The organism is Methylococcus sp. S1M, from assembly GCF_051295855.1.
Lineage (GTDB): Bacteria > Pseudomonadota > Gammaproteobacteria > Methylococcales > Methylococcaceae > Methylococcus > Methylococcus capsulatus.
This window is the reverse complement of the sequence record NZ_JBPDXO010000002.1, coordinates 419,699-442,213: the sequence shown is the minus strand read 5'-3', so window position 1 is coordinate 442,213 and position 22,515 is coordinate 419,699. Positions and strand designations below refer to the sequence as shown.

At 63.8% G+C, this 22,515-nt stretch carries 22 protein-coding genes and 1 other RNA gene; 9 read left to right on the top strand and 14 right to left on the bottom strand.

Features of this window, described 5'->3' with window-relative positions; translation table 11 throughout:
- Positions 1–45: 45 nt before the first annotated feature.
- Positions 46–1,569, bottom strand: coding sequence for a cytochrome c3 family protein (locus ACSHWJ_RS05630; RefSeq protein ID WP_432539377.1), 1,524 nt, complete (start codon positions 1,567–1,569; stop codon positions 46–48).
- Between the two features lie 272 nt (positions 1,570–1,841).
- On the opposite strand from ACSHWJ_RS05630, the gene ACSHWJ_RS05625 reads away from it, so the two are divergent.
- The 3 genes from ACSHWJ_RS05625 to rnpB all read left to right on the top strand — a co-directional run bounded on the left by ACSHWJ_RS05625 (position 1,842) and on the right by rnpB (position 5,051).
- A complete protein-coding gene (locus ACSHWJ_RS05625; protein WP_017364223.1) occupies positions 1,842–2,411 on the top strand; it encodes a hypothetical protein in 570 nt (189 codons plus the stop codon).
- Positions 2,412–2,518: 107 nt separating this feature from the next.
- A complete protein-coding gene (locus ACSHWJ_RS05620) occupies positions 2,519–4,588 on the top strand; it encodes an alkaline phosphatase (protein ID WP_010961421.1) in 2,070 nt (689 codons plus the stop codon).
- A gap of 105 nt (positions 4,589–4,693) precedes the next feature.
- An RNA gene (rnpB, locus tag ACSHWJ_RS05615) (RNase P RNA component class A) lies at positions 4,694–5,051 on the top strand.
- 1 nt (position 5,052) lies between these two features.
- On the opposite strand, the gene ACSHWJ_RS05610 is transcribed toward rnpB, so the two are convergent.
- A complete protein-coding gene (locus ACSHWJ_RS05610) occupies positions 5,053–5,898 on the bottom strand; it encodes an SDR family oxidoreductase (protein ID WP_432539378.1) in 846 nt (281 codons plus the stop codon).
- A gap of 106 nt (positions 5,899–6,004) precedes the next feature.
- Between ACSHWJ_RS05610 and ACSHWJ_RS05605 the strand changes: the two genes are divergently transcribed.
- Positions 6,005–6,370, top strand: a complete 366-nt coding sequence (locus ACSHWJ_RS05605; protein ID WP_256996510.1) for a c-type cytochrome — start codon at positions 6,005–6,007, stop codon at positions 6,368–6,370.
- Between the two features lie 49 nt (positions 6,371–6,419).
- Positions 6,420–7,034: a Slp family lipoprotein gene (locus ACSHWJ_RS05600; protein WP_432539379.1), complete on the top strand. Its 615-nt coding sequence runs from the start codon at positions 6,420–6,422 to the stop codon at positions 7,032–7,034.
- 3 nt (positions 7,035–7,037) lie between these two features.
- Here the strand turns inward: ACSHWJ_RS05600 and ACSHWJ_RS05595 are convergent, their stop codons facing one another.
- The gene (locus ACSHWJ_RS05595; protein ID WP_010961417.1) at positions 7,038–7,457 is read right to left on the bottom strand and encodes a secondary thiamine-phosphate synthase enzyme YjbQ; all 420 of its coding nucleotides are present in this window, start codon (positions 7,455–7,457) and stop codon (positions 7,038–7,040) included.
- Between the two features lie 101 nt (positions 7,458–7,558).
- Between ACSHWJ_RS05595 and ACSHWJ_RS05590 the strand changes: the two genes are divergently transcribed.
- Complete coding sequence (locus ACSHWJ_RS05590) at positions 7,559–8,146, top strand: TIGR00730 family Rossman fold protein (RefSeq protein WP_432539380.1); 588 nt, start codon at positions 7,559–7,561, stop codon at positions 8,144–8,146.
- A gap of 72 nt (positions 8,147–8,218) precedes the next feature.
- Positions 8,219–9,031, top strand: coding sequence for a c-type cytochrome (locus tag ACSHWJ_RS05585; RefSeq protein WP_010961415.1), 813 nt, complete (start codon positions 8,219–8,221; stop codon positions 9,029–9,031).
- A 307-nt stretch (positions 9,032–9,338) separates the two neighbouring features.
- On the opposite strand, the gene ACSHWJ_RS05580 is transcribed toward ACSHWJ_RS05585, so the two are convergent.
- The 11 genes from ACSHWJ_RS05580 to ACSHWJ_RS05530 form a co-directional block, all read right to left on the bottom strand.
- The gene (locus ACSHWJ_RS05580; RefSeq protein ID WP_432539381.1) at positions 9,339–11,555 is read right to left on the bottom strand and encodes a TonB-dependent receptor; all 2,217 of its coding nucleotides are present in this window, start codon (positions 11,553–11,555) and stop codon (positions 9,339–9,341) included.
- Positions 11,556–12,051: 496 nt separating this feature from the next.
- Entirely contained in the window at positions 12,052–12,432 is a 381-nt protein-coding gene (locus tag ACSHWJ_RS05575; protein WP_282213278.1) for a hypothetical protein, read from the bottom strand.
- Positions 12,433–13,097: 665 nt separating this feature from the next.
- Positions 13,098–13,448: a DUF3147 family protein gene (locus ACSHWJ_RS05570; RefSeq protein ID WP_282213279.1), complete on the bottom strand. Its 351-nt coding sequence runs from the start codon at positions 13,446–13,448 to the stop codon at positions 13,098–13,100.
- Positions 13,449–13,458: 10 nt separating this feature from the next.
- Positions 13,459–14,364, bottom strand: coding sequence for a metal ABC transporter substrate-binding protein (locus ACSHWJ_RS05565; RefSeq protein ID WP_282213280.1), 906 nt, complete (start codon positions 14,362–14,364; stop codon positions 13,459–13,461).
- A gap of 8 nt (positions 14,365–14,372) precedes the next feature.
- Positions 14,373–15,554, bottom strand: a complete 1,182-nt coding sequence (locus tag ACSHWJ_RS05560; RefSeq protein WP_218798065.1) for a hypothetical protein — start codon at positions 15,552–15,554, stop codon at positions 14,373–14,375.
- The gene (locus ACSHWJ_RS05555; RefSeq protein ID WP_017364212.1) at positions 15,551–16,219 is read right to left on the bottom strand and encodes an ABC transporter ATP-binding protein; all 669 of its coding nucleotides are present in this window, start codon (positions 16,217–16,219) and stop codon (positions 15,551–15,553) included. The genes ACSHWJ_RS05560 and ACSHWJ_RS05555 overlap by 4 nt, the downstream gene beginning before the upstream one ends.
- The gene (locus ACSHWJ_RS05550; protein WP_432539382.1) at positions 16,216–17,889 is read right to left on the bottom strand and encodes a hypothetical protein; all 1,674 of its coding nucleotides are present in this window, start codon (positions 17,887–17,889) and stop codon (positions 16,216–16,218) included. Before ACSHWJ_RS05550 ends, ACSHWJ_RS05555 begins: the two co-directional genes overlap by 4 nt.
- Before the next feature lie 12 nt (positions 17,890–17,901).
- Positions 17,902–18,594, bottom strand: a complete 693-nt coding sequence (locus tag ACSHWJ_RS05545; protein WP_333689167.1) for a hypothetical protein — start codon at positions 18,592–18,594, stop codon at positions 17,902–17,904.
- Between the two features lie 15 nt (positions 18,595–18,609).
- Entirely contained in the window at positions 18,610–19,044 is a 435-nt protein-coding gene (locus tag ACSHWJ_RS05540) for a copper resistance CopC family protein (RefSeq protein WP_218798064.1), read from the bottom strand.
- Positions 19,041–20,195: a sialidase family protein gene (locus tag ACSHWJ_RS05535; protein WP_282213282.1), complete on the bottom strand. Its 1,155-nt coding sequence runs from the start codon at positions 20,193–20,195 to the stop codon at positions 19,041–19,043. Before ACSHWJ_RS05535 ends, ACSHWJ_RS05540 begins: the two co-directional genes overlap by 4 nt.
- A gap of 456 nt (positions 20,196–20,651) precedes the next feature.
- A complete protein-coding gene (locus ACSHWJ_RS05530; RefSeq protein WP_143708529.1) occupies positions 20,652–21,005 on the bottom strand; it encodes a hypothetical protein in 354 nt (117 codons plus the stop codon).
- Between the two features lie 275 nt (positions 21,006–21,280).
- On the opposite strand from ACSHWJ_RS05530, the gene lexA reads away from it, so the two are divergent.
- Positions 21,281–21,889: a transcriptional repressor LexA gene (gene lexA, locus ACSHWJ_RS05525; protein WP_026045790.1), complete on the top strand. Its 609-nt coding sequence runs from the start codon at positions 21,281–21,283 to the stop codon at positions 21,887–21,889.
- Positions 21,889–22,512 (top strand): translesion DNA synthesis-associated protein ImuA, encoded by a 624-nt coding sequence (imuA, locus tag ACSHWJ_RS05520; RefSeq protein WP_218800396.1) that lies wholly within the window; start codon positions 21,889–21,891, stop codon positions 22,510–22,512. Before lexA ends, imuA begins: the two co-directional genes overlap by 1 nt.
- Positions 22,513–22,515: the final 3 nt, after the last annotated feature.

Genomic DNA, 22,515 nt, shown 5'->3' with positions numbered 1-22,515 from the left:
TTGCATCATCGGCGGGACGCCGAGGGGGCGCGATGGAATGCGGCGTCATCTGAGGCGCTGCTTCAGTTGGTTGAACCCTTGCGGCGTATGGCAGCGGCCGCATTCCCTGCCGTAGGCGCCGCGGTGCGGTTCGTCCTTTGCGTGACAGCCATGGCAATCGGCGGATAGCGCGATTGGGCCGTCGGCAGCCGCCGGACGTTTGTGGCAACCCGTGCAGACCAGCCTTTCGTGCTTGCCTTCGAGCGGAAAGCCGGTTTCCTTGCCGTGGTCGAAATTCCAGAGACGCCAGCCGTTCGGCGTGTGGCAGCGCTCGCAGTTGCGGCCCAGGGCCTCGCCATGTGGATCGTCCTTCCGGTGGCACGACACGCACTGGGTCTCCGCGTCCTGGAAGCTCGCGCCCAGGTGGCACTCGGCGCAGGGCGTGATGGTGTGCAGACCGGTGAGCGGGAATCGGGTCAGGTCGTGGCTGAAGGCGACGCCGACGCGCCACCCCCGGTCTGTATGGCATTTTTCGCAGGCATCCCCTTCCTGATTCTTGTGGGGATCGTTTTTCTCGTGGCACGAGACGCAGTTGAGGCTGAGTTTGTCCTCTAACATCGCGCCTTTGTGGCAGCTGCCGCAGGCGACGCTGGCGTGGCTGTTGCGCAGCGGGAACCGCGTCTGGGCGTGATCGAACGTGGTCTTCGCCCAGCCCAGCGGGGTGTGGCAGTCGTCACAGCGCCGGCCGCGTCGGCCTTCGTGCTCGTCGTCTTTTTCGTGGCAGCTCACGCATGCCGTCGCCGGCTTGTCCCGGAATGGATCGGCCTTGTGGCAGCTTTCGCAGGAAACCTTGTCGTGTTTGCCCGTCAACGGAAAGCTGGTATCACGCCGGTGGTCGAACTTCGGTCGTGTCCATTTCGTCGTTTCATGGCACTTGTCGCACTGTCGGCCCATGTGGCCGGCATGGATGTCGTTGATTCCATGGCAGGCGTAACAGTTCCTGGCTGTCTCCTTGAAGCGACGGTCGGGATGGCAGTTGCCGCAGGCGACGTCTTTGTGGCTGGCCGTCAGGGGGAACCGTGTCTTCGCATGGTCGAACTTCAGCTCTCTCCAGCCGGCTTCGCTGTGGCAGTCGGTGCACTTGTCGCCCAGCCGGCCTTCGTGAGGCTCGTCGTCCTTGTGGCAGACGGAGCATTGGTGTGAGGCATCGCGGTATTTGTTTCCGCCCCCATGGCAGCGCGCGCACTCGACCTTCAGGTGTTCGCCTTTCAGCAGGAAATCGGTGTTCCGGTGGTCGAAGGTTTCCTTGTCCAGCCCCATGATGTCGAAGCGCCGTCCCTTGTGCTCACCATGGCAGTCTTTGCATTTCCTCTCTTCCATGTTTTTCAGCCGTCCGTGGAATCCCGTGCCAGCCTCGATGTCCGCGGCCTGCTCCTCGTGGCAGGCCAGGCATGAGGCATTGGAAACGGTTTGTGCGGGCTGATCGTGGCACTTCTGGCACTGTCGTTCGTACTTGGCATGCGCCGAGACCAGCTCGCCGGGCATGACCAGCGAACTGAGGGTGTTCGCGGCTGCCGGCGACGGCAACAAGGCCGATGCCGTTTTCCCGTCAGGACGGCGAGCAAAAAGGCGGGGAGGAAAGCTCTCATGACCATGAAGCCGCCCAAGCAGGATGCGTTCCAGCGGCTGGCCGTCGCCGGCAGGCGCGGGCCCGGAACATCGCCGCCGTTCGGGAGCTGCCACCGAACCGTCAAGGGATCGTCACGAGCGCATAACTTTTGATCCTTAGGCTTCCGCCGGAGAGGTGCCCGGTGCAACGCGCCTGTCGGCATCCCCGTCTGAATTTCACGATCCGGTGGAGCATGAAGCATTTCGAAGACTGGTCCCGGTTGGCGCGATGTGGCGTCCTGTCATTTCTGGCCTGGACGGCTGGCTGTGCGAGCCAGCCCGGGGGCGGGACGTCGCCCGCTGCGGCGACCGTTCCGGCCGCCGAGCTGCGGCTGTCCGAATTCTTCAAGCTGCCCGTGGGACCGCGGGGACTCGAGCCCACGGACAAGCTCCGCGGACTCGCGGGCAAGCGGGTTCGCGTCCACGGCTATCTGGTCCAGGAGGAGGAGCCATTGCCGGGACTCGTCATGCTGACGCCTGTCCCCGTCACCCTGGCCGAATTGGCGGACGGTCCGGCCGATTATCTGCCGCCGGCCACGCTGTTCGCGCACGTGTCCGGCGACAATGCGGACAGGACACTGGCATACCGTCCCGGTCTCTGGACGCTGACGGGGACGCTGGAACTGGGCAGCCGGGAGGAGCCGAACGGGCGCGTTTCCTATGCGCGCCTGAATCTAGACGGCATCGATCCGATCAGGGCACCGGACGGCTCGGCGCCGGTCTTCGTGGAACCGGCGGTCGTGACGCATGGCCATCATCACTGAAGGGGCGTGCCGGGCTTGAATTCGGCGGGGCCGGAATGGAATGGGGCCCCGGCGTGTGTGCAGTCGTGACCTTGAAAAAAACTTTTCCTGACTACCGGAGTTTCCCGATGAGAGATGACAAGTCCTTGAACCGCATGTCGCTGACTGCGCTAGCGGCAGCCTCGGCGATTTCCGCGGGCGTCGAAGCGGCCCCCACGATATCGCGTCTCACGCCGCCCAGTGAATTGTTCAGGACGGGTAGCGCCGACCCGATCGTTTCCCGCTTCGTCGTCGGGCAGAAGTTCGACCTGCAGGCCACCGTCCGTCCCGACACCGGCAAGACCATCACTTCGGTGGTCTTCAAAGTCGATGGCCAGATCGTGGCGACCGTGACGCCTTCCACGGGCGGCAAGACCAGCATGGTTCCGGCGACCGCCATCACCGATGTGAGTCCGAATGCGGTGGCCGCATCGGTGCGGGGCTACTCGAATTCCAGAGCCGGTATCCGCACGCTGACCGTGACCGCCACCCAGAGCGACGACAAGACTGTGACCGCGACCGGGAACTTTGAAATCGTCCCTCTCACATGGGGCGGCGTGAAGGTCAAGAACGTCATCATCATGCTCGGCGACGGCATGGGCGCGGGTCACCGCGCCGCGGCCCGCATCATGCAATACGGCGTGGCGCAGGGTAAGGTCAAGGGCAGGCTGGCGATGGACACCTTTCCGGTCACCGCCAGCATCATGACCGCCTCGCTCAATTCCATCGTGACCGACTCGGCCCCCGGGATGCAGAACTACGTGACTGGCAACAAGGCCAACAACAATCAGGAAGGCGTATTCCCGGACGACACCACGGCGAATTTCGACAACCCGCGGGTCGAATACCTGTCCGAGTTCCTGGCCCGCGGCCAGGGCAAGAAACTGGGCATCGTCACCACGGCGGACGTATTCGACGCCACGCCGGCATCCATGGCGGTCCATACCCAGAACCGCGGGGCTGGAACCGGCATCGTCGACCAGTTCTTCGACGACAGGGCGAACACCGGCCTGACCGTGCTGATGGGGGGAGGTCGCAAATGGTTCCTGCCCAATCCGACCACCTGCAATGGCGGCGCGCCCGTCTGTGGCGACGCAGGCGGTGTGGCGAACTTCAACGGTTCCGCCCGCAGCAACGGCAGCGATTACGTGCTGCCCGCCGACATCGTCGCCGGCTGGGGCGCGGCGCCCGGGGCCCTGGATCCGGGCCGCGATCTGATCGCCGATTTCCAGGCCGCCGGCTGGAACTATGTCTACGACAGCGCGAGCCTCAGTGCCGCGGGCGCGAACCGGCCGCTGCTGGGGCTGTTCTCGCTGTCCAACATGAACGTGGCCCTGGACAAGCTCGGCAAACGCCGGGGTACCTCCACTGTCGTGGACGATTACGGCTTCCCGGACCAGCCGATGCTGGAGGAAATGACCGAAAAGGCACTGCAAGTGCTCGACGCCAACAGCCCGCGGGGCTTCGTACTGATGGTGGAGGGTGCGTCCATCGACAAGCAGGCCCACAACATGGACACCGAGCGCTTCATCCTCGACACGATCGAGTTCGACAAGTCGGTGGCCGTGGCCAAGGAATACGCCCGGACTCATCCCGGCACCCTGGTTTTGGTCACCGCCGATCACGAGTGCGCGGGGGTCGCGGTCATCGGCGGCTCACGCGTGACCGACGACGAACTGCAAGCCCGGATCGCGAAGGGTGAAGGGGCCACCCAGGTCCGCAACGGCGTGGTCGGCACTTACGAGGCGGCGGGTTTTCCGCACTATCCCATTTCCGGAACCGACGGCTACCCCAGTGACACCGATCCGGACAAGAAAATGCTGATCGGCTATGCCGCCAACGCCGACCGTTACGAGGACTGGCGTACCAATGCGCAGCCATTGCGCGACAGCCAGCAGCCGGGTAACGCCGTGGCTCCCTTGAACGCCTATCCGGGAAGCCCGATGGAACGAGACACCGCCGGCAATTTCCTGGTCACCGGACAGATTGCGGATGCCGTCGCGGCCCACACCGGCAACGACGTTCCGCTCTCGGCCTGTGGTCGTGGTGCATCGCTGATGGGTGGCACCATGGACAATACCGACGTGTTCTTTCAGTTGGTGCAGGCCACGGTCGGCGGTGTCGCTCCCGGTTCCATGGCGACGACCAGTTGCAAATAGCCTGGGCTCTGCCCGAGACCACGGATCCCGGGGAATGGAATCCCCGAGGTCTCCCTTCGGCCCTGCCGGCGAGCGGGAACTCCCTCGTGACGCTATAATTACGATGGAGTCGGCCAGACAGCCGCTGTCCTCGAAGGGGATGGAGGAAAGTCCGGGCTCCACAGGGCAGGGTGCCAGGTAACGCCTGGGGGGCGCGAGCCCACGGAAAGTGCCACAGAAAATATACCGCCCCGGTGCGTCCGGGGTAAGGGTGAAAAGGTGCGGTAAGAGCGCACCGCGCTGGCGGTAACGCCAAGCGGCAGGGTAAACCCCATCCGGAGCAAGACCAAATAGGGGGGCATTGGGTTCGCCCAGACGTGCGGCCCGCACGGCTCCCGGGTAGGTCGCTCGAGACGTACGGTGACGTATGTCCCAGATGAATGGCTGTCCACGACAGAACCCGGCTTACCGGCCGACTCTTCTTCCTAGTCGATCCGTCGGAGGATCGCATCGAGGGCGCGTGTGGGAAGCACGCGCTTCAACATCGCGAACAGATAGGTGGGGAAGGTCACGTAATAGCGGGCCTTCGGCCTTCTGCTTTCGAGCGCATGGATCACGCGTTTGAGCACCGCTTCCGGCCCGGCGGTGAACGGGGCCGCAGCGCCCCCCTGTTCCAGCCTCGCCTCCATGGTCCGGTAGCGTTCCCGGTGCACGCTGGCTTCGGCGTCGATGTTGCGCTTGTACAGATCATAGGCATGGGCGCGGAATTCGCTCGCGATCGGTCCGGGCTCTATCAGGCAGACATGGATGCCGCTGCCGGCCAGTTCCATCCGCAGCGTGTCGGTGAGCCCTTCCAGCGCGAACTTGCTGGCATTGTAGGCCCCGCGCCAGGGCATGGCGGCGAAGCCCAGCACCGAGCTGTTCTGGAGGATACGCCCCTCGCCCTGGCGGCGCATGATGGGGATGACGAGGCGGGTCAGTTCGTGGGTGCCGAACAGGTTGGTTTCGAATTGGGCGCGCAGCACCTCCCGGCTGAGGTCCTCCACCGCGCCGGGCTGACCGAAGGCACCGTTGTTGAACAGCGCGTACAGCTTGCCACCCGTCGCCCCCAGGACCTCCTCGAACGCAGTATGGACGGATGTGGAACATGCCAGGTCGAGCTGCACGGCTTCCAGCCCTTTCGCCTGCAGCAGGGCAACATCGGCGGTTTTGCGGGCGCTGGCGAACACCCGGTAGCCGCGCGCCTTGAGTCCGAGCGCGGTGCACAGGCCGATGCCGGAGGAGCAGCCAGTGATGAGGATGGTGCGGGGGGATTGGGAGCGGTCTTGCATGGCTCGGATTCTATCGTACATCGACCGCCGAATGATGTTTTCTGCGTCTTGTGGGGGAGGGGGGCGTGGGCTAGACTCGGCTTGGATGGAACTATCCGGAAGACCCATGAAGACTGCCGCCTCCCTGTTTTCGCCGCTCGTCCTGCCGCTCGTCCTCGCCGGCTGTACCAAGGATGCCGTTTCGCCGCCGCAGGCGCCGGCCGTGGCGAACTACAAGCCGGACTATCGCCAGGGCATGTACACCTACAGTATGTACTGTTCGCGCTGCCATGATACGGGGGCGGGGGGAGCGCCGATATTGGACGACGTCGACGAATGGGAGTCCCGCGGCATCCTCTGGCCTTCGCTCATGCAGGACCATGTCCGTGACGGTTTTCTCCACATGCCGTCCATGGGACAGGCCGGCTTGTCGGAGCAGAACATCGCGGATGCGATCTATTTCATGACGGTCAAGATCGAGGCCGCCAAGTAGGCGGACGGCGGGTCGTTATGGACCTGTGCGGCAGCTCGGGAGGCCGAGAATGATGCAAAGACTCGAATGTCGGCCGCTGTTCCGCGCCGGAGCCGGGTGGGGACTGGCTCTGTTCGTCGGTCTGGCGTCGGGATGTGCCTCCAGTCCGGTTCCAGAATCGCTGCGCCGGCAGGCGGCTTTACAGCCGAGCAGTTTCGTCGAGCTCAAGTCGCACGCCGCTGCGTACCGGGACCGCATGGTGATCCTGGGCGGCGACATCGTTCAAACCCGCCATCTCGGCAAGACCTCGGAGATCGAAGTCGTCCAGAAGGCGCTCGACAGCGCCGACCGACCGGAGCAGAGCGACAGCTCCGGCGGCCGGTTTCTGGCCGAGTGTCCTTATTTCATCGATCCTACGATTTACGAAAAGGACCGGGAACTGACGGTAGCCGGGAAGGTGCTCGGGGAACGTTCCCAGAAGCTCGACGAAGCCGAATACAACTACCTGGTGGTCGGCTGCGACTACCTGTACCTGTGGCCCCAGCGCCAGCCGGTCGGCTATTACCCCTATCCGTACGGCTGGTATGGCTGGTACGGCTGGGGATGGCCGTATTACTACTATCCCTATCCGTTCTACTACCCGTACTATCCGGGGCCGGCGCCCGCTCACGGCAAGCACCGATGACGATCACTCGCCGATGATTTTGACCAGAGCGCGCTTTTTGCGGCGGCCGTCGAATTCGCCGTAGAAGATCTGCTCCCATGGGCCGAAATCCAGTCGCCCCTCGGTGACGGCGACCACCACTTCGCGCCCCATGATCTGCCGCTTCATATGGGCGTCGGCGTTGTCCTCGCCGGTGTCGTTGTGGCGGTACTGGCGGATCGGCTCGTGGGGCGCGAGTTTTTCCAGCCACTGGGTGTAGTCGTGATGCAGGCCGGATTCATCATCGTTGATGAACACGCTGGCGGTGATATGCATGGCGTTGACCAGTACCAGGCCCTCGCGCACCCCGCTTTCGCGCAGGCAATCTTCGACCTGCCGGGTGATGTTCACGAAGCCGACACGGTTCGGCACGTTGAACCAGAGTTCCTTGCGGTAGCTTTTCATGCGGTCTCCTCGAGTGTTTTGGCGAAGGGTCGAATCTTAACCGTTTCCCCCTCTTCCAGACGATATCATGCGGTTGTGGCCACATCGAAGGGAGAGGACCGGTGGAACTGAAAAGCGTCTGTGTCTATTGCGGCTCGAGTGTCGGGGAGCGGCCGGAATACCTCGGCGAGGCCCGCAGGTTCGGGCGGCTGCTGGCGGAGCGCGGTATCCGCCTGGTTTATGGCGGAGCCAGTGTGGGGTTGATGGGCGCAGTCGCCGACGCGGCTCTCGCCGCCGGCGGGGAAGTGATCGGCGTGATCCCCCAGGCTCTGGTCGCCAGGGAAATCGCTCATTCCGGACTGACGGAACTGCGGGTGACCGCCTCCATGCACGAACGCAAGGCCCGGATGGCCGAGCTGTCGGATGGCTTCGTTGCCCTGCCCGGTGGCATCGGCACTTTCGAGGAACTGTTCGAGGCCTGGACCTGGGCTCAGCTCGGTATACACCACAAGCCCTGCGCCTTGCTGAACGTCGCCGGCTACTACGACCGGCTGGTGGCGTTCCTGGAGCACGCGGCGGCCGAGGGTTTCATGCGGCGCCTGCACCGTTCCATGCTGCTGGTGGCGCGGCAGCCGGAAGAGTTGCTCGAGGTCTTCGCGGCCTATCGTCCGCCCGAGGTGGAAACCTGGGTGCGGGCCGATGAGTCTTGAAAGACACTGCCCATTGGAACGGCGTGTCGAATCATCAATAATTCGACTTCCCCCAATCGAGGAGCCGTCCGCATGCATATCCGACTCGTCCCGATCACCTGCGCCGTACTGGCCGCGTCCACCGTATTCGCCGGAGAACCGTCCGCCCCGCTGACGGGCGACGAGCTCGATGCCCGACACGGCGCGAAGGTCTACCGCTCGGCCTGCGCCGGCTGCCACGACCATGGGAAGGACGGGGCGCCGAGGCTGGATCGGCCGGAGAGCTGGAAAAGCCGTTCTTTCGAGTCCTTCTCCGTCATGGAGAACCACGCCCGCGGCGGATTCCTCAAGATGCCGCCGAAGGGCCGCCGCCCGCTGCTGTCCGATCGCGATGTCGCCGATGCGGTGTTCTACATGACCCAGCGGCTCGAGGGAGGGGAAACGGCCATGCCGTCCCCGGCGAAGGAGCCGAGCGCACAGCGGCTGGACGAGGTGGCGAAGCGCGGCGCGTGGGTCATGCCCTTCGATCTGGACAAGACCATCCACGTCTTCAGCAAGACGGCGCAAGGCGGTATCCAGCAGGTCGTGGCGAAGCAAGGGACGGACGCCGAGCAGATCCGCCTGATCCGCCAGCATCTCGCCGAAATCGCCGGGAAGTTTTCCCACGGCGATTTTTCCGCGCCCGCACGCATACACGGTGAAGACATGCCTGGCCTGGCCGAGCTGAAGCGTGCCGCTCCCGGAAGTCTGAAGGTCAAGTACAGCATCCTGGAGCAGGGGGCGCAGATCGAATATTCGGCGGAGGATCCCGCCTTGGTCGAAGCGCTTCACCGTTGGTTCGATGCCCAGTCGAGCGACCACTCCGGGCACACAATGGAGGGCCACGGCGGGCATCATCCCCATTGAAACAGCCTGGCGATTCAATGGTCTGCCAGCCGGCGATCCTGGCGCAACGTCCCCCCGGCTCTCCTTCATTCCTTCATTTGCTGGTGGTGATTGGGAGCGGCACGAAAATCGGTGGAGAGTCGCTACCGTGACGATGGATTGAATCGGCCTTCCGCACCCGAAGGGGCTTCCACCCCTGGATCGCCTGACCGCTCCCCGGGGCGCCCCTTCGGGCCGTTTCCGGTGAAAGCCTGACTACTCCGGCTCGGCATACGGGGATCTCTGCTACCCGAACGTCGATTACGAAAGCTTCGGCAGGGACGTTGCCTCAGAAGCTGATGGTGATGCTTCCGCGTAGCATCCGGGGTTCCACCGGGTGGATAGTCTTGCCTTCCACGCCTTCCGGCGGCTGGTTCTGCAGACGGTACTGGTAGTAGTAGGCGATGTCGTTGGCCCGGGAGTCGAAGATGTTGAACAGATCCAGCTGCAGTTTGACGTTCTCCTCCTGCCAGCCCAGGCCGAAGTTGACCAGGGTGGTGTCGCCCAGAAACACCGTTCCCGCCTCGTTGAGTGGCACGTTGCTGAAGTGGCGCAGCCTCAAGGTCGACCAGAATCCGTAGGGCATCTGAACCGTGGCGCCGCTGGTGATGACGTTGCCGACCGAGTTGGGAATGCTGTTGTCGCCGCTGGGCAAATCCGTGTAGTAGGACTTGGTGAAGGCCAGGTCGGCGTCCAGGGTCAGCCAGTCGGTCGCCTGGTAATAGTTGGCCCATTCCACGCCGTAGCGGTTGCCAGGGCCGGTCGGTTCGGTGGTGCCGGCGTCACCCGTAAACACCAGCTCCGACGCGGTGTGCAGGAACCAGAAGGCCAGGGTGCTGTTGAGCCCAGGGATGTACTGGGTGCGCGCGCCGATTTCCGCGCCTTTCGAGCGTACCATCGGCGTCACGGCATGGACCGGGTCGCCGTTGTTGGGATTCACGCTCTCGACCGCACCACGGGCATCGTTGGAATGAAAACCATAGCCGAGGTTGATGAAGAATTCGGTATCCGCCCAGGGGCCGAACACCATGCTGAGCTTGGGGCTGACCATGCTGGAATTGCGGTTGCCGGAATTCAAGGGTGTCAGTTGGCTGTCGACATTGAACACGAAGATGTCGTTGCGCAGTCCGGCGATGGTTTTGAACTTCTCCATCCAGAAGGTTTCGTTCTTGAAGTACATGCCGATACTGGTCTCGGACACGTTGTCGCGGCTGACGATGTTGAAGACCTTGCGCCACTGGGTATTGACCAGCTCCAGCCCGCCGATCTGGTCGTGGCGGATCTGAAGACCCACGCTGTTTTCCATGTTGGTGCCGAACAGGTTGTTGAACCAGGTCTGCGAGGCAGTCCCGCCGTAATACCAGCGGTGTTCGCCCTGCAGGATCTGGTCGCCCTGCTGCGGATGCTCCAGAAAATAGGTGAAGTCCGAGTACAGGTCCAAGTCGTAGTAGGCCAGGTACAGGTTGACTTCGCTCTTCGATGACTCGCCCCGATTCCAGAGGTTGGTGGAGAGGCTGTAACGGTTGGTGTTGCCGCCGTCGCTGCGGTTCATGGTGCCGTAGAGGTCGAGCTGATTCTCCAGCACCAGCGCTTCGGGAATCTGGTTGGTAGCGTACCAGCGGGAGTTGTACCCCTTGGCGATCACCGAAAGGCCCCAGTCTTCTTTGTCGATGGTGTAGCGCACCATTCCGTTGAACTGGTTCAGATCCATCGGCCGCTGCCAGGGGCCGTCGTAGAAGTTGACCGAAGCGGCGTAGAGCAGATCGCCCGGCCCCAGCTCGTTGGAATTGGCCGCGACCGTCCGGTAGTAGTTGAATTCGCCGCCGGTGAAATTGACGAAGCCCTGCGGCAGCCGGTGCTTGGTATGCATATAGGCATAGCCGGCGGCGGAAAAATCGCCCATTTCCGCGTAATACGGTCCCTTGCCGTACTCCACCCGGTCCACCAGTTCCGGGATGATGCTGTTGAGGTCCATGTAGCCCTGGCCGTGCGCGTTGGTCGGCAGGTTCATCGGCACCCCGTCGACCCAGGTGGCGAAGTCGGTGCCGTGGTCCAGGTTGAAGCCGCGCAGGAAATACTGGTTGGCCTTGCCGGTGCCGCTGTGTTGCGTGGCCAGCATGCCGGGCACGACCTCGACCAGTTCGCCCACCCGCAGCAGGGGCCGGTACTTGAACTGGTTCTGGCCCACCACCCCTTGAGAGGCCGATTGCGTCAAACCTATCAGGTCGGTCTCGCGCCCTACGACCTCGACCGTTTCGAGGCTGACCGGTTCTTCGATGACTTGCGGATCATTCTCGTCATCGTCATCTGTTTTCGATCTCGCTCTCGACTTGGCTTTGGCCGTCGATTCGGCCGGTGTCGCCGGCTGTACCCGTATCTCGGACGGTGATTCCGATTCCGGCAGTGCTTCGGCGGGAGGTTGTGGCTGAGGATGGGCAAAACCGGCGCCGGGGCAGGTGGCGCTTAGCGTGCACAATATCGCCCAGACCTTATGGCGGTCTTGCAAGGCGCTGCGAAAAATACGGACGTTTCCGGTTGCAAAGGATCCCGAAGCACGCGACGGAGCGATGACTTTTCTTGCTTGCATGGAGTCTTGTCGTATTGGTCGACTTATTATTATTTCGGAAGCCCCATTGCGCGTAATGGGGGACGATCCGGAGCGCCGGGGTCCGGTACGAAGAATAATGTGTACCCGACCGGTTCCCCGGAGTCAGGCTGGAGTGGTAATTGGCAGTGAATTATTTGTTGGGCGGGTTGGCGTCCGTTTCTTCCGGAGTCTCGCTCTTCGATTTCATCCATTCCGGTTTCTTGGGGCCAGGGGTGTTCCCGAATGGTCCTTCCTTGCCGCAAGCGGACAAAAATGCGGTTCCAAGGAGGATGACTGCGATTTTCTGGTAGGGTTTCATGGTCGACTCGAATGGGTGGAGGAGGTGACGAGGCGCACGCTGCACCGTTTGTCCAGAAACGAAGCGGCGTACGCCGTCGGTTGTCGGGTCGGGACTTTAAAGCTTGCCTTCTTTCTTGTAATACTCGACTTCGTCGCCCACTTCTTTCACCACTTCTTCCAGTGGCGTCACCGCTTCTGTGACTTGACCGGCTTCAAGCGAGTTGATCACCGATTTCAGTCGGCTGCTGGAAAGCTGCATGGGCATGGTGCTCTTTTCCTTGTAGGAATCGATGGCCAGTTTCCTCGCCTTTTTGGCGTTCTCCAGACACAAATCTTTGTTGGATTGCTTTGCGGCTTCCAGTGCCGCCTTGCTGGCGTTGAAAACTTCGACGAGATTGGGCGGTGGGTCCGCATAGCGTCCGCCGGCGAAACTGACGCCGGTTGCCAGTCCCAGAAAGGAAGCGAGCAGGACGCGGCGAAGACCATGATTATTCATTCGAGACTCCTTGAGAGTATTTATTTGTATAGGGAATTATGAATGTCGCCCGGTTCCAAGTTCATGGCCGGGTGCACACATGTACTGCAGTGAATCTTCGAGGGTGCGCAAAAAACCCCGCCGCGAGCGGCGGGTATCGGAATGCGTCCATGTTTTCAGGAGCTTTCGGCAGCAGTCTTCCGCCCGGTACGCGTCGAAAAACGTCGACTGGCGGCTGTGCGTCAAATCCCGAACTGGGCGCCCTAGGAGATTCAGCACAAATATCATTTGCAAGACATGTGCCTGATTGTGTGAGCACGGGTTGGAATATCCAGGGATCGAGTTTGCGGTCGCAACATGGATTCGGTGTGGGACGTTTCATAAGTGAAACAAGCATTGATATCAATATGTTATGGTATCGGCGCTGGGTTTTGCTGGGACTGTGTCGATCGGGTGCTGGAAAACCCAAGGGAGTCAGTCGGCGAGTATCTGCAGCGAATCCGTGCCGCTGCTTGTCCGTCGTTCATCGTTAACTGCGTTAAATCCCACGATGGATATATCAAATCACGTAGTCGTTCCAGCCTGACCCGATATTGTCCTGGACATCGGTCAGCCTAGACAAAGGGGTACGAATGTCATGGCCAGGTGTTTCGCAGGAGCGAGCTTTTTCCGGAAAACGGCAACGTTTAGAGCCGGATGCCGGAAAAACGTAACAGCATCATCAGGCCGAGATAGGCCAGCGCCGTTATCGCCGAGGAGAGGGTCAGGCTAGTCCAGAAGCCCAGGCCGTGTTTCAACAGCAGGGGCAGAAGGAGGAACAGCAGCAGGGAAGGCAGCACCAGCCAGAAAATGCGGGAGGAAAGTTCCGCGATCTGGCCCGCAGGCGCGCCGTCATAGTACAGCCAGACGAAGGCGAGCAGTGAAGTGAGGGGGAGCGATGCGACCAGTGCCGCGAAAACGGTGCTGCGTTTTGCGATTTCGGTGATCGCCACCAGGGCCAGCAGCGATACCGCCAGCTTGACCGCGTAATACAGCATGGGACACTCATCAGCGCTGGAGGGCCATCTTCAGATTCTCGATGTTCCGTTTCATGACGGCAAGAAAATCTCCGGATTCCGGCCGGTTGGCGCAGGGGTCGAAAACCACGCTGGTGACACCCTTGGCGCTCAGTTTGTCCGCGATGGCGGGGGAAGGACGGGCCTCCCACAACATGGTCTTGGCGGGGTGGACGGTCAGGGTTTTCCCCAACTCGGTCCATTCCTTTTCCGGCGGCATTTCGCCCGGTTCCCAGTGGACGCTTTTCAGATTCAGTCCGTAGCGGCGGGCGAGGTACTGGTAAACCGGATGCGATGCCATCAGGGGTACGCCCGGTTTGGCGGTGGCGATCCGTTTGAGCTCGCCGTCCAGCCCGGCCAGGTCCGTTTGCAGTGCTTTCAACGCGTCGAGGACGGCCGTCTCGAGTTCGGGGCGTCTGGCGATCAGCGCCTTGGCGACCGCTTCGGCCTGTTGCGCCGCCTGGTCGAAATCCAGCCAGGTGGTGTAGGCGGTGCCTTCGTGGGAATGCTGGCCGGCCGGGCCGTGGCTGTGCACCACCGCGTTCTCGATGCGGATGAAGCGGTCGCGGAAGCCGGCCGAGGTGTCCACCCGCTTCAGGCGGGGGAGGGCGACGTGCGCCAGCCATTTTTCATAGTCCGCACCGTTGAGCAGAATCAGGTCGGCCTTCTGCATGGCGCCGACCGCTTTGACGTCCGGCCGCCAGTAGGCTGGATCGGCATCCGCCGGCGCCGGCAAGGTGACCGTGGCCCAGGAGCCTGCCAGCCGTTCGGCGAAGTAGGCCAGAGGATAGTTCGATGCCACGATTTTGAGCGGGTGCTCGCTGACGGCGCCGGCACCCCAGGCGGAGGCAGCGGCGAGCAGGGCGATGACGAAGGAAAGAATGCGGAAGGTCGGCATGGCGGTTTTCAGCTCAGGATGAAATGACGTGCAAGATCGGAAGCATAGGGGGCAGCGGTCGCCAGCACCGCGGCGCAGACCGCGGCCGCGAACAGCGCAATGAGCAGAATCTCCGCGAACAGCAGGCGCAGCACCGTGAGCCGCGCGCAGCCGAGCAGATAGATCGTCTCGATTTCCCGCTGCCGCAGGCGCAGCGACAGCGAGAACACCAGGGCGACGAGGAGCAAGGCGATGGTGCCGACCAGCAGCAGGATGCCATCGAACAGTGCGCCGACCCGGAAGATGTTCTGCAGCAGGCCGCGGGTCACGTCCAGCGGGCGGACGATCTCGGTTTCCGAATGGTCGTCCAGATAGCGTCCCTGTAGCAGGGTAGCCGCGCGGGTATCGTGGGGCAGGGCGATCACGGCGCTGATGGGGTAGGTGGCCGGATCGCCGTGGAAATGAAAGAACTCCAGGTTCTCCGGAGTGATCTCGGTGTAGGTGAGGAGTCCCGCATCGGCACGGCGGACGGCCGGGGAGCCGAAGGGCGAATCGGGCCGGGTGGGGGCGGCCTGGGTTTCCCCGTGGCCGTGGCCCAGACCTTCGATGACCCAGGCGGTCTGGATATCGACGAAGACGGCATGGTCGTCCGGCGAATGCGCCTTGGCCAGCACGCCGGTGACATGGAGTTTCAGCGGGTAGCTGCCGGCGAGATCGAAGGCGTTTTCCGAAGAAGATGCCAGGGTGCCGCCCGGCCCGAGTCCGAGGCGGTCGGCGGCATCGGCGCCGAGTACACAATCGCCCAGAATCGCGGGCAGTTCACCCTGGGCTGGCGCAAGTCCCCGGAAGTCGAAGTAGTCCAGAGTGACGCCGATCAGCGGCTGGTCCTGGACTCGGTGGCGGGCGTAGACGGGCAGAGCGTCGGCCCAGCCGGTGGCGGTGATGCGGTCGGCCTCCTGCATGCGGATGGTCGGCACGCCGGTTTCGCTGAAATACAGGGCGCCGAGCGTGAGATCCACCGAACTGCCGCGGGCGCCGACCAGGAGCGGTGTGGCTTCGGCTCTGCGGGTCATCCAGTATTCGCCCGCCTCGAGCACCTGGTGCAGACCTAACGGAAGCGCCGCGATCAGGCCCAGGCACAGCACCAGGATGAGCGTCCGGGTCCGGTGGTGGCGCAGATGGCGCCAGGCCAGGTAGAAATCGTGCCTCATTCTGCGCGTGGGCTCCCGGGCTGGCGGATGTCGATGACGCGGTCGAACAGTGGCAGCAGTTCGTGGTCGTGGGTGACGGCCAGCAGGGTGGCCCGGTTGCGCTCGGCGGCCCGTGTCAGCAGTTCGATGATCCTGAGCTTGTTGGCCGGATCGAGATTGCCGGTCGCCTCGTCGGCCAGCAGCAGGTCCGGCTCGGTCAGCAGCGCGCGGCAGACCGCGGCTCTTTGCCGTTCGCCCTGGGACAGTTCCCGCGGCAGTGCGGCGAGTTTGTCCCCCAGACCGGTGTGTTCCGCCAGCGCCCGGGCTCTGTCCCGTACCTGCCGGTCCAGTTTCAGCACCCGGTTGATCCGGTAGGGATGCACGATGTTGTCATACACGCTGAGGTAGTCCAGCAGCTCGAGCTCCTGAAACACGAAGCCGATGCGGGAAATCCTGAAGTTCCGACGCGCGTCGTCATCCAGCGCGCTGACGGTGATTCCGTCGACGCGGACGGTGCCCGTCCCGGGGGTCAGAATGCCGGCGATCAGTTTCAGGAGGGTGGTTTTCCCCGCCCCGCTGGGCCCGATGATGGCGACCCGGGCGCCGCGCTCGATGCGCAGGGCGGGCAAGGCGACGCCCGTGCCGGCGCCGGGATAGCGGAAGCTCAGGCGTTCGATTTCAATCATGAACGGGCGGAGGGCGAGGGCTGGCCCTCAAGAAGATCCATCGCAGTGATTTTCCAGGTGCCGTCTCCGGCGATGCTCAGCACCATGCGGGCGGCATACAGCGTGTGGCGTTCATGGGAATGGCCCCAGTGGGAGACCGCGCCGTGGGCGATCCACCGGCCCGTGACTTCGAAGCTCGAAGCCCCGAGTTTCCGGATGACGAGGCCATCGTCCAGCATTTCGACACGGCTGACCCGCCCTTCGCCACCCAGCCCCTGATTGCGGGCCAGGACCGCCTTCCGCTGGCGGAGATAGACTTGTTCCAGCAGTGGGCCGTCCAGGCTCATCGCCAGACGGTCGTAGCTCGCTTCTTCCCCGCGCAGGGCATAGGCGCGGTAGACGTTGTGCAGCAGGGCTTCCAGGCGGGTCCGGACTTGCGGAGGAGGAAAGGCCACGGTGCGGGCTTCCGGCTGCCCGACAGGGTCGAGGAGCTGTGGAAACAGCATTGCGGCGCCAGCCGCGGCCAGACCGGTGCAGGCCAGGACGGGATGCCTGCGCCGGGCGAACCATGCCGCGGTCAGGAGAGCCACGGCCGCGGCCGCGGTCCGTAAGCCGATGACCGGCACTCCGCGCCCGTCCTCGGCGGCCGAAGCCGGCCGTTCGATCTCGGGCGCGAGCCCCAAGGCCTCTTCCGATGACCAGCGGAATACCGGATCGCGCGGAGTGGCCTCGAACTCGAAGGACTCTCGACCGAAATACAGCGTCACGGGCCGTCGTTCCAGGTCGGGACCGAACAGCTCCCATTGCAGTTCCACCGTTTCGGTGGGTGCTTCGGTGAGATAGACCAGGATCGTTCCGACCAGCGCCGAGGCCGGATGAAGAGTTTCAGCGTCGTTGGCATTCTGCATGCCCTGGCGGCCGAAGCGCAGGAATTCCACCCGGTCGAGCTGGGCTTCCACGGCGGCGCCGTTGATCCGGAGGGGGTTGTGCGCCCGCAGGAAATCGCCGGCCGCCCGTTTCAAGGATTCGCGTTCGCTCGTGCTGAGATTTTGCGGATCCCCGGGTTTGAAACGCAGATACGGTGCCAGGTCTTCGAGCCGCAGCAACACCTCGTGTCGGACTTCATAGGGTTCGACATAAAGGAAGGATCGGGGGGCGCTGTGGCGCCTGAGGCGGCCGGGATCGTCGAAGCGCGAGCGCCAAGGGTCGTTCCAGTCCAGCCTCAGCCGGACGGGCGCTTCGAGCTCGCCGAGGTCAGCCAGTGGCACGCCGCGATGGCTGACCACGATGCCGAGCTTCTGACCGGGCGCCAGCGTCGGGACCAGGGTCAGGGTGTCGGGGTTCCCGCGAACGGGGAAATGTATCTTGGCTCCGTAAAAGGGGACATCCATCGAGCCCTGGACCGGGCTGGCTTTGGCAAGGGATTCCATCCTGCCTGCGAAGATGTGCCCGTTTCCGTCCCGTAGCTGCAACAGATCAGGAACGGCAGAACCGTCAGCGGCTCCGGCCTTCGGGAACGGGTCCTCCCTGAGGCGGAGGTCCATGTCGACTGCGCCCGGCTCAATCGAGATTTCCGCCACCGCGTCGTATTGGGCGAAGCCGGCCCAATCCGCGAACGTGCTCCGCCCGCCTGCCAGGGTGAGCAGCAGGCACAGGGCGACGTGGTGACGGGTGTGGCGATGATCCCTCATCGAGGACCGGTCTCAGACTGGGAAGCGGCGCGGTGCTTTTTCGGCGCCGTCGCCGACGGCAGAGGCGGCGCGCCGCAGGCCGAGATTGCGGTAAGCGACGTAGCAGAGCGTGGCGAGCACCAGGCCGCCGATCAGCGCCGCCAGCGCGCCGGGCCAGCGGTTGGGCTGAACGGGGGAGGGAACGCCGACGCTGAACGGAATCCGCAGCCGGTCGTCCTCGGTCACGGCCTCGTCTCCAAAGACGGCGATCAGCGCGTAGTGGCCGGGTTCGGTGATGTTGGTGTAGGTTTCGACCGTGCCGCTCTTGTAGATTTTGGCCGGCACTTCCGCCAGTGTTCTTTTCTCCTTGGGCAGTTGGCCGCCTTCGCCCAGGTCTTCTTCGATCACCCGCAGGGCGACCGGGATGTTGCGCACGTCGCGGTCCAGCAGGTCGATGCTCAGATAGGTCTTACCGGTGCCCGGAATCTCCTGGCAGTATTTCGTGAATTCATGCCTTTCGTTCTCGTAGCGTCCTTCCTGCATGGCAGTGAAATGCACTGCGTAGAAGTCGTTGGCCACCAGGCAGCTCATCGATGCGCCCTGATACATCTGCCGGCCATTGCCGGGGTCGCGGGGGGCGCCGGCGCCGAAGGCCGTACCGGCGGTCAGGGCCAGGCCGATCAAGACTGGAACGGTGCGGCAGAAGAATGCGGAACGATGCGTCATGAGAGATATCCTCCTTCAGGGATTCTGGACTTGAAAGAAATATTTGCCACTGACCACATGGCCGTCGGCGGAGAGCACCCGGTAGCGAACCATGTAGCGGCCGGGGGTGAGCCTGGAAACCGAGGTCCGCAGTTTGGAGCGGTCGGTGAAATCAAGTCTGGCGTCGTGGTTGTCGACACGCTTGCCTTCGCCATCGACCACGGCCAGAGCCAGGAAGTCGTTGCCCACGCCTTCGTTGAACGTCAGGAGGATCTCCTCGGGGGCGTCGGTGATCGTGGCGTCCCGGTCCGGTATCGCCTTGACCAGGATGGCGTGGGCCAGATGGACAGGCATGTCCACCTTCCGGGCAAGGAAAGGATCGGGGGCGGTCAGCATGCCGTCGTCCGCGGCTTCCGCAGTGCCGGTCAGACCGGCGAGGACCAGGGTCAGGGATGGAATGAGGGGGCTCATGAATCTCGTCGTGCTTGGGTTTCGGTTTTCGGGGCCGCGATGGCCCAGGTTTTCTGCCCATCGGCGCGGGTTTCGGTCCAGAAGACCCGGAATCCGAAGGGTGTGGCCAGGACTCTCGGGTGCCGGGCCTTGGCGGTTTCGGCACTGAGGGCGGCGGGTTCCGTCCAGCGGGCGCCGTCGTCGCCGGACTGTATGAGCTGGACAGCGGCGCCCGCCGCCGTATTGCGGGTGAAAGCGATCGCCAGCATCCCTTGGCCGAGCGTGGCGATGTCGCCATCGCGGCTTTGACTGTCGCCGACTTTCCGCGGCGGGGACCAGCTCCTGCCGGCATCCGCCGATTTCAGATAAAACAGGCCCGCCGAATCCTCCTTGCCCGTCCAGACCACGCTATGCAGCGTCACCCGGCCGTTCCCGGCCTGGCTGCCGGTCAGCCCGCCGCCGCAATGCGGACAGCCGGGGAAATGCCAGCCGAAGGCGCCGACCGGCCCTGCGGACAGCCAGCCTTGGGCTGGATCGCGGCGCAGGAAAAGCTTCATGTCACGCGGCTCGGCGTCGCGGTACAGAACGGACAGCGCGCCGTCCGGCAGGACCGCGAGCCGGCTCCAGCAGCAGGTGCAGACCGCCGGGTCCAGGGTGGTTTCGGGGCTCCAGTGCAATCCGCCGTCTTTCGAACTGGCATAGCGCAGTCCCTGGGTGTCTCCGGTTTCCTCGCGGTCGTCCAGCCAGGCCAGATGGAATGCCCCTTGCGGGTCGGCTGCCAGGGAGAGGTAGGCCTGGTTTTTCAGGGCATCGCCGGTCGCGGGATTGCCGCCGGGCGTCCAGGTCTTGCCGCCGTCGCGCGAGCCCACGATGTGCATCGGCCCGGTGCCTGGCAGTTCCCCTTGGATCTGCCAGGCGGCCACCAAGTCTTTTCCTTTGACGGCGATGCGCGCGTCGTTGCCGGGCCGGGCGATGACCGGCGGATCGTCCGGGTGGTCCAGGAAATTCGGTGGCGTCCAGGTCCGTCCGCCGTCCTCCGAATGCACGTGGACGACGCGGGAGCGGCCGCCATCCGCCGGTTTTCCGACCAGCAGGGCATGGATGGACCGGCCGTCGACCGCGACATCCAGTCCTTGGATCTCGGTCAGTCCGGCGATGTCGGGGTAGGTCACGGCGTACGGTTGTTGCGCCAGAGATGCGGGCTCAAAAAGAAACCCGGCCCACGCCGCCACGAGGGCGGTGAGTAGCCGGGCATTCAGAGAGGACGTGCGCATATCGGAATTTGAAGATGAAACTTGCCAGTCTTCGGTGTTTTCGAACCGGTGCCCCCGACTGCCCGACGCTCTTCGCGTCTGCGGGAAAGAGGACGCCGCTATGGTCGTTGACATCCAAAGCATCCCGCATGCCAACGCTTTTTGTTTTTATTAACAAGACGTTGAGGCGCCGTGACGGCGACGGCGGTAAGTGAAATCACCAAGCGGCTGAGGTAAATGCCGTGCTGGCAGGAACGCGAAGGGAGCGGAAAGAGAAGGCAACCGGTGCCGGTGGCGACCGGTTGCCGAGCGTCGCTGAGGGAGATTTGAGGTCGTCGCGGAACGCGGAAAATGCGTTCTGCGAAAGAATTTGGGTCAGATCAGGGTCGCGCTCGGATTGAACGCAAAGAAACCCAGAGCCAGATAGCAGATGACGGCCAGTCCGGCGTGGACCACCAGGATGGCGCGCGGCACCCTCTTGCCTTTCTTGGCGGTCAGCCCCATCAGGAGTCCCAGAGCGATGATCACGACGGCCATGCCGATGTTGAGATAGACGCGGGTGTCGCCTTCCAGGGCGGCCACGATGACGAGGGCGGAGCCGACCAGCGAGGCTGCGCCGTGCAGCATGGGATAGGCGGGCCCCACGGCGCGGCCTGCCCAGACGTCGCCGATCATGGCAAGACCCATGAGAGCGACGAGCGTGAATGCAGCGAGAGCACCTACGAGCATGATGAATACCTCCTGTTTTGTGGGGTTGATAAGGGAAAAATGCTCCTGGGAGCATGAAAACATTATGCCAACATCGTTGCCGCGGTATGAAAGCCTCGGCGCATGCAGAGAGTAAACGCTGAATCAACGCGATGGCAGCATGAGTTTTTTCCTTCGGTTGTGGCGTATGCCGCAGCGGGGCGGGGCAATAGTCTCAAGCAGTAGGGGCGTCGGTCGGTTGACGGGACTGATGCCGATCGATTACTGTTCATAAAAACAGTGATCGTATGTCCAGCATGAAGCCACTGACCGTCCGCCAGCGTGAGATTCTGGATTGCATCCGCCGCAGCGTGGAAAACGAAGGCTTCCCTCCCACAATCGCCGAGATCGCCCGCGCCATCGGCGTCAGCTCGCCCCATGGGGTGCGGGAGCAGTTGCGCGCGCTCGAGCGCAAGGGGGTGATCGAGCTCATCCCCTCCGCATCGCGCGGCATCCGTCTGCTCGCCAGGGCCGAGGAGCCCGGCCTGCCCTTGATCGGCAAGGTCGCGGCGGGACGGCCGCTGTTGACCGAGGCACAGGTCGAGCGCTACTGCCAGCTGGGGCCGGAGCTGTTCGAGCACAAGGGCGATTATCTGTTGCGGGTCCAGGGCATGAGCATGCGCGACGCCGGCATCATCGACGGCGATCTGCTGGTGGTGCAGCAGGCGCAGGAAGCCCGCTCCGGCCAGATCGTAGTGGTGCGTCTCCATGACGAGGTGACCGTGAAGCGTCTGCGGCTGGAAGGCGCCGTGGCCTATCTGGAGCCCGCCAATCCCGAGTTTTCCGTCATCGCCGTCGATCCGGAACGCCAGCCGCTTTGCATCGAAGGCATCGTGGTCGGCGTGATCCGTACCCGGGTGGGCTGATGGCCGGGAAGACGGAGACGCTGACCGGGCTGCTGGACCGCGACCCCCGGATCTGGCGCGGGCGCCGGCCGGGATCCTGGCGGGCGCCGGTCATCCCCACCGGCCATGCGGCGCTGGACGCGGTGCTGCCGGGTAGCGGCTGGCCGGCGGGTGCGCTGACCGAGATCATCACACCGGCCCAGGGTATCGGCGAACTGCGGCTGCTGCTGCCGCTGATGCGGCGCATCGCCGGGGACGGCCGCCGCTTGGTGTGGGTCGCGCCGCCGTTCGAGCCCTACGCGCCGGCGCTGGTCCAGGCCGGGGTCGAGATCGGCCGGATGCTGGTGGTGGCGGTCGCGGATCGGCAGCGGGATTTGGGCTGGACGCTGGAGCTTTTGTTGCGTCATCCCGAGACCGGGCTGGTGCTGGCCTGGCCCCGGACGCTGCCGCCCTCCGTCTGGCGCCGCCTGCAATTGGCGGCGGCGGAAAGCGGTGCGCTCGGTATGCTGTTCACCGACGGCGCCGCCGGCGGCACGACGGCGGCATTGCGCCTGAGCCTCGGAGTCTGTGAGGGCGGACTGGAACTGCGGATACTGAAAGCCCGCGGCGGATTCTGCGGGGCACGCGTCCCGTTGATGCTTTGAGGG